Genomic DNA, 12,410 nt, shown 5'->3' on the forward strand with positions numbered 1-12,410 from the left:
CCTCCGCAGCGTGGAGGTGCCGTGGGGGTTCAGTTAAGCGACTGTCGTGCCCCCGCCTTCCATCCCCATGCGCATGCAGCCCACCCCACCCTCGCCCGACGGCCCCACCATGGCGGCGCCGTCCGAACTGATGCCATAGCCCGCCAGCACGGCGTGGATGCGGGCGCCGCGCGCACGCGCGTGCTCGTAATCCTCGAGCACGAGCATGCCGCCGCCACCGGCGATGACGAAGCCGTCGCGACCCGCGTCGTACGGACGCGAGGCGCGGGCCGGGTCGTCGTTGCGCTGCGTGGACAGGGCACCCATCGCATCGAACTGCAGGCTCATCGCCCAGTGCAGTTCCTCTCCGCCGCCGGCGAACACGATGTCCTGCCGTCCGGCGCGGATCAGGTCGGCCGCCGCGCCGATGCAGTGGCCCGAGGTCGCGCACGCGGCGCTGATGGAATAACTCACGCCGCGGATGCCGAAGGCGGTGGCCAGGTTGGCCGATACCGTGGAACACATCGTGCGCGGCACCATGCACGGGCCGACCTTGCGCACGCCGCGCGCGCGCAGCAGGTCCGCGGCTTCCACCTGCCACTGCGCCGAGCCGCCGCCGGATCCGGCGACCAGCCCGGTGCGCAGGTCGCGCAACCGTGCATCGTCCAGGCCGGCATCGGCGATCGCCGCCTGCATCGCCAGGTACGAATAGGCGGCGGCATCGCCCATGAAGCGCAGCAGCTTGCGGTCGATGCGCGCCTCCAGGTCGACCTCGGGCGCACCGCCGACCTGGCTGCGCAGGCCGCGCGCGGCCGCCTCCGGCAGGTGGCGGATGCCTGAGCGCCCCGCGCGCAGCGACGACGAAACCTCGTCCAGCCCATTGCCCAGGCAGGACACGATGCCCATGCCCGTGATCGCGACCTTGCGCATGCTCACAGGCCCTCGGTGGACGTGAACAGGCCCACCCGCAGGTTCTGCGCGGTATAGATCCCGCGGCCATCCACGCTCATGCGGCCATCGGCGATCACCAGGCACAGGCGCCCGCGCAGCACGCGGCGGATGTCGATCTCGTAGTCCACCCGCTTCGCCGTCGGCAGCACCTGGCCGCTGAACTTCACTTCGCCGACGCCCAGCGCGCGGCCGCGCCCGGGCTCGCCCAGCCAGGGAAGGAAGAAGCCGGCCAGCTGCCACATCGCGTCCAGTCCCAGGCATCCCGGCATCACCGGGTCACCGGTGAAGTGGCAATCGAAGAACCACAGGTCGGGGCGGATATCGAGCTCGGCGCGGATGACGCCCTTGCCGTGCCGGCCGCCTTCGCTGCTTATTTCGGTGATTCGGTCGAACATGAGCATCTGGCCATTGGGCAGGCGCGCGCCGTCGACGCCGAACATCGTGCCGCTGGCGCATTCGAGCAGCTGGCTTCGATCGAACGAGTGGGTGCTGGAAGCAAGGGCATTCATGGCTCGGCTCCGTGAAGGAATGCGCGATGCTTTCACTCCCTTGCGTCGCCGTCGTTGACTCGCATCAACCCGTTTCGCCGTACGCAGGCGTAGCGATTCGCCAGGGTATGGGCCACGCCAGCGACGCACAGGCGCGACCACACCGCGCCTGGCTAGCCCCGGTGCGCGTCGCGCGCCTCGCTGGCCAGCCGCGCGCCGCGGTTGAGCATGATGCGCACGCCCAGCGGCACCGATTCCCAGGGCAGTCGGTCGAGCATGTTGCGCGCGGTGAGGCCGAGCTCGGTGTCGCCGGTGAGCTCGAGCCGGCGCTGGAAGAACAGCGTGTCGGCATCTTCCAGCCGGCTCGCCAGCAGCATCAGGTCGGTGGCCGTGCCGCGCACGGTGGCCTCGGCCGGTTCGCCGGTGGCCCGAAGGCGGTCGCCTTCCAGCGCCAGCACCCAACGCAAGCCCAGGTCGGACACTTCGATGCCCAGGCGACGGCCCTGCATGAAATCGAGCTGGCCCTCGCGCAGCGGCGCGGCGAGCAGATGGCCGACGGCGGCCTCCAGCGCGCGCGCCTGCCACGAAGCAGGCAAGCCCCGCAGCAGCGGCGCCCAGCGTGCCGGCGGCGGGAAGGCGCGCAGCAGGAAGCGCGGCAGCAGGGTCGGGGTCGTATCGGTCTGGGTCATGGTGGACGCAAGGATGCCGGCGCCCGTGGGCGAAGCGCCTTGACCGGGGTCAGGTGCAAGCCCCTGCAGCCGGCAGCCCTCCGCGATCACCAGCGCCATCTGCCGCCGCGCGAGTTCGGCCGGCAGCCCCAGGCGTCGCGCCAGGCGCTGCCCGCGGGCGAGGATGCGCGACTCGCGCTCGGCGTCGCGCGCCGGCAGGCCTTCGCTCTGCTTCACCGTGGCCGCAGCCGCCACCAGGCGGCGGCGCCCGGCCAGCAGCACCAGCATCGCGTCGTCCACCAGGTCGATGCCTCGGCGCAGGGGCGCCAGCCGGGGTGATTGCGGGGTCATGGCGTGCTCCGGGGAAGGGCCGCGTCAGCGCGGCGGATGGGCGGCGGCGAAGTCATGCACCGCGCTGGCGACGCCGCGCTGGGCGAGGGCCAGCGCGCCGTACGCCACGACGACCAGCGCGCCGGCGAACCGCGTGCCGACGGGATCGGGCCACAGCGTGGAAAGCACCAGCGCCAGGCTGGCCAGTGCGAACAGCCGCAGCAGCACCAGCCGCCGCGCGGGCGGCAGCAGTGTCTGCACGCCAGGCAGCTGCAGGCCGCGGCCGCAGCGCCGGTGCAGCGAAATCCAGCCGAGGAAGGCGCCTATTTCCAGCAGCATGCCCAGCACCAGCATCGGCAGCCCGACCGCCAGCACCAGCACGCCCACCAGCACCGCACGCTCGCCGGGCAGCCAGGCCACGACCGCGGCCAGCGCCAGCGACACCAGGCCGATGCGCCAGAAGAGGCCGAGCGTGGCACCCGATACCCGCCGCGCACGCCGCTGCAGCCACAGTCCGCCAAGCGCCAGCGACAGCATCGCGACGGCCGTCAGCGCCCCAAGCGCTTCCCTCCGGCCGGCCAGGATCCACGCAAACCCCGCCACGGGAAGCCCGATCGCCACCCACAGCAGCCAGGCACCCTGCATACGGCCGGGCACTTCAGGCGTGCCTTGGAACATCGGCATCACCACGCGGCTGACCGCCACCAGCAGCACCAGCATCCAGCCCACCACACCAGTCGCGGCATGCAGGTCGGTCCAACGCAGGATCGACAGCTCGATGGCGCCCGCCAACGCCGCCACCAGCAGCACGCCCATCGCCGCCGTCGCCAGCGCCGCCAGCAGGGACAGGGCAATGCCGGCATGCAGCAGGCTGCCGTGCACCTTGGCCAACACCCCCGGCAGCGTCGCCACGACCCATCCGGCGAAGGCCAGGCCGACTCCGGCGGCACCCGCGGCGCTCAGCCCGGGCGATGACCACCACAATCCGGCCACCAGGCAGGCGGCCCCCAGGTTGAGCGCGGCATGCAGGCCCTTCGCCCACCTGCCACCGATGGGCACGCGCACGCCGGCCGCCGCGGGCAGGAATTGCAGCACGCTGCCGAACAGCGCATTACCCAGCACGCCGAGGGTGAACACATGCACCAGCGCGACCGTCGCCGGCGACCAGCGCGAAGCCAGCAGCGCCGGACCTTCGGCCAGCAGCATCAGCCCTGCCAGCGCACCCCAGGCCGGCACGCTGCGCAGGTAGATGCCCGGCTCGGCAACGTCCGGGCCGCGCTCAATCGACAGCCGGGCCATCTTCGGTCCAGACCGTGACGGCGCAGCCACCGCCCTCGTGCGCCGCGACCGAATGGGCGAGCCGGCGCAAGCGCAGGTGCTCCAGCAGTGGCTCGGGCCGCATCGGCGTCAGTACGCAAAGCATGGCGCCGACGGCCAGTGCGTCCACGGCCGCCAAGGCGCGCAGCAGCGGTTCGGGGGCAGGCAGGTCGCGCAGGTCCAGGAAGTTCGGGGTGGGGTTGTCCATGGCGGCATTCCAGCACCGGCGCCGCGAATCAACCCTGATCCTCGTCAACCCGGATCAGAATTCCACGCGCAGTCCCAGGCTCGCGCCTTGGCCGGGCCGCGAGTAGAAATCAACGTCGGCGGCACCGGCGGGGAGGCCGCGCAGCGTCGACCAGTCCCAGTAGCGGCGGTCGGTGAGGTTGGTGAGCGAGAGGTTCAGGCGCACGTTGTCGCCCAGGTCGGTCCAGGCGTGCAGGTCCCAGGTGGAATAGCCGGGCGGCAGGTACAGCGCGCCGGCGGTCTGGTCGGCGCGGGTGACGGCGCGCACGCCGCTCAGGCGCAGTTCGGCGCCGCGGCTGCCGTCGTCGGAAAGCCTGCCCAGCGCAAGGCTGGCGCGCGGCGGCGGCACCGAATTGAGCGGCTGGTTTCGCGCGGTGTCGTCGCCCTCGATCCACGAGGCCGACAGGTCGGCATACACGCCGCGCGCGTGGTCCGACAGCGCATCGAGCGCCCAGCGTGCCTCGAGCTCGGCGCCGCGGATGCGCGCGCGATCGCGGTTGATGGACTGGAACACCAGCTGGCCGTCGCCGTTGCGGCCGAGGTTGGCGCGCGATTCGATCAGGTCCTCGAAGCGGTTTTCGTAGATCGCCGCGCTGGCCTGCAGCGCCTCGCCGTTCCAGCGCAGGCCCAGCTCGTAGCCGTGGCTGCGCTCGGGCCTGAGGTCGGGGTTGGGCAGGGCCACGTAGTTGAAGGCCGGCAGGTTCAGGCCGATGTTGACGTCGCCGAACGGCGGCGCGCGGAAGCCGCGCGCGTACTGCCCGTAAACGGTCAGGCGATCGCCGCTCCAGCGCAGTCCCAGCTTGGGCGTGAATGCGTCGTCGTCGAGCGACGCCGGCTGCACGGTGGGGTTGTCGGCGGACCAGACGGCGTCCGGGTTCGCGTCGAGCGCGTACGATTCCCAGCGGAGGCCGGGCACGATCGCCCAGCCCTTGCCGAGGCTGATTTCGTCCTGCCAGAACACGCCCACTTCGCGCGCCGTCGAGTTCGGGAAGTCGCGCAGGGGGAATACTTCGCCCAGGATCACGTTCGTGGTGGCGCCGGTGACCAGGTTGGTTTCGCTGCCGTTGCGCAGGCCGCGATAGTCGTGCCGCACCCAGTCCACGCCGAACACCTGCCAGTGCGACAGCCCTGCCCACTCGCCGCGCCACTGCCCCGTGAGCTCCAGGCCCAGGCTTTCCTGCCCGAATTCGAAACTGCGGAAGCGCTGGGACGGGAACGGCGTGGCGCGGTCGGCCAGGCGGTACTGGTCGCTGAGCTGTTCGCTGCGGCTGTCCTGGCGGTAGAGCAGCGCGCGCACCGGGCCGATCGGGCCGACCGTGGGCCATTCGACCGCCAGGCTGGCGCGGTCCCGGCGGGTGCGGTCGTCGGCCTCCAGCGCGTAGGTGGTGGCGAAACGGCCGGGCCCGAACAGCAGCGACTGCACGTCGGTGCGGCGCTCGCCGCGGCCCTGTTCCAGCGTGGCGAGCCAGCGGCCGGCGCTGCCGGCGTCGAAGCCGAACTTGGCCAGCGCGCTGTCGTTGCGATAGTCCGCCGGGTTGGCGGCCAAGCCAGGATCGTCGGCGTTGTTGCGGGTCTCGTCACCCTCGCGGCGGCCCAGCGCCACCAGGGTGGTGAAACGCGCGTCGGCGCTGCGGGCCACCAGCCGGCCCGACAGCCAGCGGCCGTGGTCGCGGCTCGAGGCGCCCAGGCGCAGGGCCGTGAGCAGGCGCTGGTCGTCGTCGCGCCAGCTGGCCTCGGCCGGGTCCAGGGGCCAGTACGCGACCACGCCGGCCAGGGCCTTGCTGCCGTAAAGCGTGGACGCCGGACCGCGCAGCACCTCGACGCGGTCCACGATGCCCAGCTCCACCAGGTCGCGGCCGGCCAGGGCGAACTGCCCCACGCCGAAACCGTCGGCCATCGGGATGCCGTCCAGCTCCACGCTCACCCGGTTGCCGTCCAGCCCGCGCAGGTTGAAGCCGATGGCGCCGAACCGGTTCGGGTCGGCCGCCACGTCCATGCCCGGCACCAGCCGCGCCAGGTCCTCGATGGTCTGCACGCCTCGCTGCTCGAGCTGCTCGCGGTCGATGCGGCTGACGGTGCCCACCACCTGTTTCACCGGCTCGGCACTGCGGCTGCCCACCACCACCACGGCGTCGAGCTGCCTGGGCTCCAGCGCTGCGGCCGGACTGGCCAGGACAGCGGCGACCAACAGGCAGGGAATGCGATGGGACATGGACACCTCGGGCTTGGGCTGGCCCACCCTACGACAGCCTGCGAAGGCGCGGGTTTGACGCCCGTCAAATACCTGCCCGTCACGTGTGACGAAGATGGCTCCGCTTGATGCACATCAGGGGAAGCGAAATCAGGCGTGCCCAAGCTTGTGATGACGGTGGCCCTGCCACCGCAGGCTGTCCACACATTCGATGGGGAATCCGCAATGAAGAGAACCATGATCAGTTCTTCGCTTGCCCTGGTGCTGGGACTGGCCGGCAGCGGCCTGGCGCAAGCCCAGGCCAACGCCAGCGACCAGGTGAACGAGCGCCCGGTGAAATCCGGGGAGGAAGCCGGCAAGGCGGCCTATCTCGCCAACTGTGCCGCCTGCCACCAGGCCGACGGCGCCGGCCTCGCCGGCGCGTTCCCGCCGCTGAAGGACTCGGACTGGATCGCCAAGGATCCGCAGGCGGCCCTGAAGGCCGTCCTGGCCGGGCTCAACGGCAAGATCACCGTCAACGGCAATGACTACAACGCCGTCATGCCCGCGATGAGCCACCTGGGCGACGCCGACATCTCGGCCATCCTCAACCACGTGATGGACGAGTTCAACGACAGCGACGTGCGCTTCACGCCGGCCCAGGTGGCCACCGCACGCAAGGCCATCGCGGGCGCTTCCGACCCGGCCCAGGGCCAGGCGCACCCGGGAACCTCGCAGGCCGTCGCGGCCTACAAGGGCGCCCCGAGCACGGTCACCGCCACGGACGTCAAGCAGGTGCGCACCGCCGGCGCGCCGGACATGACCGAAGCCGAGTTCGCCCAGGCCACCGACATCTTCTTCCAGCGCTGTGCGGGCTGCCACGGCGTGCTGCGCAAGGGCGCCACCGGCAAGCCGCTCACGCCCGACCTCACCCAGGCCAAGGGCACCGACTACCTCAAGGCGCTGATCAACTTCGGCTCGCCCGGCGGCATGCCCAACTTCGGCACCGGTGGTGAACTCTCCGCCGACCAGGTGGACCTGATGGCGCGCTTCCTGCAGCACACGCCGCCCAGCCCGCCCGAGTGGGGCATGCCGGAGATGAAGAACAGCTGGAAGGTGCTGGTGCCGGTGGCCGAACGCCCGACCCGCCAGATGAACGACTACAACCTGGCCAACGTGTTCTCGGTGACGCTGCGCGACTCGGGCGAGATCGCCCTCATCGACGGCGACACCAAGAAGATCATCAACATCATCAAGACCGGCTACGCCGTGCACATCTCGCGCGTTTCGCATTCGGGCCGCTACGTCTACACCATCGGCCGCGACGGCAAGGTGGACCTGATCGACATGTGGATGCCGATGCCCGACCGCGTGGCCGAGATCAAGATCGGCCTCGAGGCGCGCTCCATCGAGACGTCGAAGTTCAAGGGCTTCGAGGACAAGCTGGCGATCGCCGGCGGCTACTGGCCGCCCCAGTACGTGATCATGGACGGCCCGACCCTGGAGCCGCTGAAGATCGTCTCCACCCGCGGCATGACCGTGGACACGCAGGAATACCACCCGGAGCCGCGCGTGGCGGCCATCGTCGGCAGCCACCAGCACCCCGAGTTCATCGTCAACGTCAAGGAAACCGGCCGCATCCTGCTGGTGGACTACAGCGACCTGGCCAACCTCAGGGTGACCACGCTCGACGCCGCGCGCTTCCTGCACGACGGCGGCTGGGACGTGACCAAGCGCTACTTCCTGACCGCTGCCAACCAGAGCGACAAGATCGCCGTGGTGGACTCGAAGGAACAGCGCATGGTCGGCCTGATCGACGTGGAGAAGATCCCGCACCCGGGCCGCGGCGCCAACTTCGTGCATCCCAAGTACGGCCCGGTCTGGGGCACGTCGGCGCTGGGCAACGACAACATCACCCTGATCGGCACCGACCCGGAGAAACACGCCGAGTTCGCCTGGAAGGTGGTGGAAGTGCTGCACGGCCAGGGCGGCGGTTCGCTGTTCATCAAGACCCATCCCGAATCCAGCAACTTGTGGGTGGATTCGCCACTCAACCCGGACGCGAAGGTTTCGCAGAGCGTGGCGGTGTTCGACATCAACAACCTCGACGCCGGCTTCAAGGTGCTGCCGATCGCCGAGTGGGCGAACCTGGGCGAGGGCCCGAAGCGGGTGGTGCAGCCGGAATACAACGCCGCGGGCAACGAGGTGTGGTTCTCGGTGTGGAACGGCAAGGACCAGCGTTCGGCCATCGTGGTGGTGGACGACAAGACGCTGACCCTGAAGGCGGTGATCGACGACGCGCGCCTGATCACGCCCACCGGCAAGTTCAACATCACCAACACGGTCGATGACGTTTACTGAGCCCTGCACCCTGCAACCGTGAAAAAAAGAGGCCCCGCATCGGCGGGGCCTTTTTCTCGTGCGGCCAGCGGCATCGGCGCCAACCCGGATGCCTGAGGGTCAGTAGTTCCACTCCACCTGGAGCCACGCCTTGCGCGTGTCGCGCGCAAAACCGTCGCTGCGGTAGTCCGCCACCTTCACCAGCCCACTCAGGCCACCCGGCAGCGGGAAGCCCAACGACGCATCCAGTTCGGTGCCATAGCTGGCGCCGCCGCGGTCGGCGGCGTAGTCATGCCACGCCACCGTCCAGACCAGCTTGTCCTGCAGCTTGCCGCGGCCGAACTTGCCGCCGACCGACGCGTAACGATCCTCGAGGCCATTGGCGGGCGTGGTGCTGAACTTGTCGGCCCAGCCGTTGAACGCATGCAGCGTGGCGAGTGGCGTCTGGAATGCGTTGGTGCCATCGCCGCCCAGGTGCTCCCAGCCCAGCTTGCCGGTGATGCCCGAGCGCGTGAGCGCGCCTTCGGCCAGCCAGTAGTCCACGTCCACGCTGCGCGGGTTGTCGGCGTGGTCGCCCTGGGTGGCGCCTTCCAGCGTCCAGCCCCAGGCATTGGCCCCGACGGTGCGGGCGCCGGTCCAGCGCAGGCCCAGGGTTTGCGTGGACGCGGTGGCCACGTCGCGGTCTTCCACGAGGTAGGCGTAACCCACCAGCGTGCCCACCGGCAGCGTCCAGGACGCGTTGAGCAGGTGGCCCTGCAGGTCGCGTTCGCGCGCCCGCGGGTCGATGGCCTCGTCGCCGGAAACGCGGTGCACGCGGTCAAGGTAGTAGTAGCGCAGCATGATCTTGTCGGACGGCCTGGCGTCGAGCGCCAGCGCGTCGAAGGTCTGCTCGTTCTGGCGCCAGCCGACGTTGCCGATGAAGCGCTGGTTGTCGAGCAGGATGCGCTGCCGGCCCAGCACCGCACCACCGGTCTTGCCGCGCCAGCCCACCCAGGCCTGGTTCACTTCCAGAGCGCGTGCGTCGGCAACCACCGGATAGGCCGTCCGGCGATTGGCGCCGGAGTTGAAGTTGTCGTTGAGTTCGGCCACGCCCTCGCCTTCCACGCCCATCGAAAATCCCGACGAAAACGCGCGGCTCCAGCCCAGGCGCAGGCGAAGGGTGTCGGCGTCGGCGCGGCGCGCGAAGGCGTCGTCGTCGACGGTTTCGTGGCGGTAGCGGACGTTCGCTGTCCACGTTCCGGCGTCGCCCGTTTCGGCGAAGGCGGCCGGGCTGGCGCCGCAGGCCAGAGCCATGGCGATGCAACAACGAAGCTTCATGGTGGTTCCCGATGATGGCCCGGATCAGGCCTTGGCCCATGCTGGCCAAGGGCTGCGTTGGCTTCATTGAGCCAAGTCAAGCGCGGCGAAGAAGGCCCGGGTTACCGAACAGACGCTCCAGCGCAAATGGGTGCATGCTCTGGCCGGCGACGTTCCGGTTGACCTACATCAGTAACGCCCGCACTGGTTTGGCCGGAAGCTGTGTCCATCGACCACATCGACCTTGGAAACAGGAGCACCACCATGAAACGCCATCTGCTCGCCCTCGCCATCGCGATCCCGCTTGCGCTCGCCGGCTGCGGCCGCGACAACCCCAACGCCACGCTGGACACGCGCGATGCCGCCAAGGACACCTCGGGCAGCGCCACGCCCGGCGACTTCGGTCCGCCGCAAGGAGAGCCGATCAACGCCATCCTGACCAGCCCCCCGCTCGTGCCGCCGGCCACCGGCCGCACCGCGCCGGCCAAGGTGGTGGTGAACCTGGAGGTCAAGGAAGTGGACATGGAAATGTCCGAAGGCGTCACCTACACCTTCTGGACCTTCGGCGGCACGGTGCCGGGCAGCTTCATCCGCGTGCGCCAGGGCGACACGGTGGAGTTCCACCTCAACAACCACCCCGATTCGAAGATGCCGCACAACATCGACCTGCACGGCGTCACCGGTCCCGGTGGCGGCGCGGCGTCCACGTTCACGGCCCCGGGCCACAGCTCGCAGTTCACCTTCAAGGCGCTCAACGCCGGCCTGTACGTCTACCACTGCGCCACGGCACCGGTCGGCATGCACGTGGCCAACGGCATGTACGGCCTGATCCTGGTCGAGCCGCCGGAAGGCCTGCCGGCGGTGGACAAGGAGTTCTACGTGATGCAGGGCGACTTCTACACCACCAGCAAGTACCGCGAGAAGGGCCACGCGCCGTTCGACATGCAGCGCGCGATCGACGAAAACCCCACGTACGTACTCTTCAACGGCTCGGAGAGTGCGCTCACCGGCGACAACGCGCTCAAGGCCAACGTCGGCGAGAGCGTGCGCATGTACGTGGGCAACGGCGGCCCGAACCTGATCTCGAGCTTCCACGTGATCGGCGAGATCTTTGACAAGGTCTGGTTCGAAGGCGGCACCAAGTACCAGGAAAACGTCCAGACCACGCTGATCCCGGCAGGCGGCGCCGCCATCACCGAGTTCCGCACCGAAGTGCCGGGCAGCTACGTGCTGGTGGACCACTCGCTGTTCCGCGCCTTCAACAAGGGCGCGCTGGCGATCATGAAGGTCGAGGGCGAGCCGAACCTGGAAATCTATTCGGGCAAGGAAGTCGACTCCACCTACCTCGGCGACAAGGCGGCCAGCCTTGCACCCGTGGCAGACGCGGCCGCAGCCTTCGCGGCCGGCACGCTGACGAAGGAAGACCAGGTCAAGGCAGGCGAGGCGCTGTTCGCCGGCACCTGCTCCACCTGCCACCAGCCGGACGGCAAGGGCATGGCGGGCGTGTTCCCGCCGCTGGCCGGGTCGGACTACCTGGCCAAGGGCAACGAGGCGCTGGTCAACGTCGTGCTCAACGGCCTGAGCGGCCCGGTCACCGTCAACGGCCAGGACTACAACTCGGTGATGCCGCCGATGAGCCAGCTGACCGACGACGAGGTGGCCAACATCCTCACCTACGTCAAGAACAGCTGGGGCAACGGCGGCGGCCAGGTCACGAAGGAAGAAGTGGCCAGGGTCCGCGCCGGCACGGAGCGCTCGGAAGGCGCGGCGCACTGACATGCGGCGCACCCTGGCACTGTTGCTCTGCCTGGCCCCCGCGCTGCCGGGGGCCGAGGCCGGCTGGGCGCCGCTGCCGGGCGGTGAATTCCGCTCGGTGCTGCGCTACGAGGACACCGGCGGCGTCGTGAAGGTCGCCCCGTTCGAACTGCAGCGCCGGCCCGTCACGAACGCCGAATACCTGGCGTTCGTGAAGCGGCATCCGCAGTGGCAGCGCGGCAAGGCGCCTACCGTGTTCGCCGAACCGCGCTACCTCGAAAAATGGCGGGGCCCGCTCGATCCCGGCCCGCAGGCAACGCCGGCGCAGCCGGTGGTGCAGGTGAGCTGGTTCGCCGCGCAGGCCTACTGCGAAGCCCGGGGCGCGCGGCTGCCGACCTGGTCGGAGTGGGAATACGCCGCGGCGGCCGACGCCACCCGCGCCGACGCCCGCAGCGACCCGGCCTGGCGCGAACGCATCCTGGCCTGGTACTCGGTGCCTTCGGGCAGCGCCCTGCCCGAAGTGGGTCGTTCGCCCGCCGACGTGCACGGCGTGCAGGACCTGCACGGCCTGGTCTGGGAATGGGTGGAGGACCACTCGGCCATGCTGGTCTCGGGCGACAACCGCGACCAGGGCGATCCCGACCAGATGCGCTTCTGCGGCGCCGGCGCCCTGTCCATGGACGATCGCGAGAATTACGCCGTCCTGATGCGCGTGGCGATGCTGTCGGCGCTGGAAGGCCGCGACACCACCCGCAACCTGGGGTTCCGCTGCGCGCGCGACCCGTCACCCGCCAAGGGGAAGAAACCATGATGCCGCTCACCTGGCGCCTGCTGGCCGCGCTGCTGCTGGCCCTGCCCCTGCCGGGCCTT

The 12,410-nt window shown here is 70.0% G+C and carries 9 protein-coding genes and 1 pseudogene; 3 read left to right on the forward strand and 7 right to left on the reverse strand.

The features are described 5' to 3' along the window. Positions 1-36: 36 nt before the first annotated feature. The 6 genes and pseudogenes from K0M70_RS11200 to K0M70_RS11225 form a co-directional block, all read right to left on the reverse strand. A pseudogene (locus tag K0M70_RS11200) lies at positions 37-909 on the reverse strand (beta-ketoacyl synthase N-terminal-like domain-containing protein); the annotation flags it as partial. A gap of 2 nt (positions 910-911) precedes the next feature. Further along, positions 912-1,439 carry a 3-hydroxyacyl-[acyl-carrier-protein] dehydratase FabA gene (fabA, locus tag K0M70_RS11205; protein WP_290781941.1) on the reverse strand — a complete coding sequence of 176 codons (528 nt, stop codon included), beginning with the start codon at positions 1,437-1,439 and terminating at the stop codon, positions 912-914. Between the two features lie 152 nt (positions 1,440-1,591). After that, entirely contained in the window at positions 1,592-2,437 is an 846-nt protein-coding gene (locus K0M70_RS11210) for a chorismate mutase (RefSeq protein WP_290781942.1), read from the reverse strand. A gap of 24 nt (positions 2,438-2,461) precedes the next feature. Beyond that, the gene (locus tag K0M70_RS11215; protein ID WP_290781943.1) at positions 2,462-3,715 is read right to left on the reverse strand and encodes a hypothetical protein; all 1,254 of its coding nucleotides are present in this window, start codon (positions 3,713-3,715) and stop codon (positions 2,462-2,464) included. Further along, positions 3,696-3,941: a DUF2249 domain-containing protein gene (locus K0M70_RS11220; RefSeq protein ID WP_290781944.1), complete on the reverse strand. Its 246-nt coding sequence runs from the start codon at positions 3,939-3,941 to the stop codon at positions 3,696-3,698. Before K0M70_RS11220 ends, K0M70_RS11215 begins: the two co-directional genes overlap by 20 nt. A gap of 54 nt (positions 3,942-3,995) precedes the next feature. Beyond that, complete coding sequence (locus K0M70_RS11225) at positions 3,996-6,191, reverse strand: TonB-dependent receptor (protein WP_290781945.1); 2,196 nt, start codon at positions 6,189-6,191, stop codon at positions 3,996-3,998. A 216-nt stretch (positions 6,192-6,407) separates the two neighbouring features. Here K0M70_RS11225 and K0M70_RS11230 point away from each other — a divergent pair, with 216 nt between their 5' ends. Beyond that, positions 6,408-8,510: a cytochrome D1 domain-containing protein gene (locus tag K0M70_RS11230; protein WP_290781946.1), complete on the forward strand. Its 2,103-nt coding sequence runs from the start codon at positions 6,408-6,410 to the stop codon at positions 8,508-8,510. 99 nt (positions 8,511-8,609) lie between these two features. Here K0M70_RS11230 and K0M70_RS11235 read toward each other — a convergent pair whose 3' ends face one another. Then, on the reverse strand, positions 8,610-9,806 hold the full coding sequence (locus tag K0M70_RS11235; protein WP_290781947.1) for an alginate export family protein: 1,197 nt from the start codon (positions 9,804-9,806) through the stop codon (positions 8,610-8,612). A 243-nt stretch (positions 9,807-10,049) separates the two neighbouring features. Between K0M70_RS11235 and nirK the strand changes: the two genes are divergently transcribed. Continuing rightward, positions 10,050-11,561 carry a copper-containing nitrite reductase gene (gene nirK, locus K0M70_RS11240; RefSeq protein ID WP_290781948.1) on the forward strand — a complete coding sequence of 504 codons (1,512 nt, stop codon included), beginning with the start codon at positions 10,050-10,052 and terminating at the stop codon, positions 11,559-11,561. A gap of 1 nt (position 11,562) precedes the next feature. Further along, positions 11,563-12,351 (forward strand): formylglycine-generating enzyme family protein, encoded by a 789-nt coding sequence (locus K0M70_RS11245; RefSeq protein ID WP_290781949.1) that lies wholly within the window; start codon positions 11,563-11,565, stop codon positions 12,349-12,351. The last annotated feature ends 59 nt before the right edge of the window (positions 12,352-12,410 follow it).

This window comes from Arenimonas sp. (genome assembly GCF_019459675.1).
GTDB lineage: Bacteria > Pseudomonadota > Gammaproteobacteria > Xanthomonadales > Xanthomonadaceae > Arenimonas.

Bases quoted from the DNA above. Each gene is read 5' to 3' on its own strand.
- fabA (WP_290781941.1), bottom strand. From the start codon at position 1,439: ATGAATGCCCTTGCTTCCAGCACCCACTCGTTCGATCGAAGCCAGCTG.
- K0M70_RS11210 (WP_290781942.1), bottom strand. From the start codon at position 2,437: ATGACCCCGCAATCACCCCGGCTGGCGCCCCTGCGCCGAGGCATCGAC.
- K0M70_RS11215 (WP_290781943.1), bottom strand. From the start codon at position 3,715: ATGGCCCGGCTGTCGATTGAGCGCGGCCCGGACGTTGCCGAGCCGGGC.
- K0M70_RS11220 (WP_290781944.1), bottom strand. From the start codon at position 3,941: ATGGACAACCCCACCCCGAACTTCCTGGACCTGCGCGACCTGCCTGCC.
- K0M70_RS11225 (WP_290781945.1), bottom strand. From the start codon at position 6,191: ATGTCCCATCGCATTCCCTGCCTGTTGGTCGCCGCTGTCCTGGCCAGT.
- K0M70_RS11230 (WP_290781946.1), top strand. From the start codon at position 6,408: ATGATCAGTTCTTCGCTTGCCCTGGTGCTGGGACTGGCCGGCAGCGGC.
- K0M70_RS11235 (WP_290781947.1), bottom strand. From the start codon at position 9,806: ATGAAGCTTCGTTGTTGCATCGCCATGGCTCTGGCCTGCGGCGCCAGC.
- nirK (WP_290781948.1), top strand. From the start codon at position 10,050: ATGAAACGCCATCTGCTCGCCCTCGCCATCGCGATCCCGCTTGCGCTC.
- K0M70_RS11245 (WP_290781949.1), top strand. From the start codon at position 11,563: ATGCGGCGCACCCTGGCACTGTTGCTCTGCCTGGCCCCCGCGCTGCCG.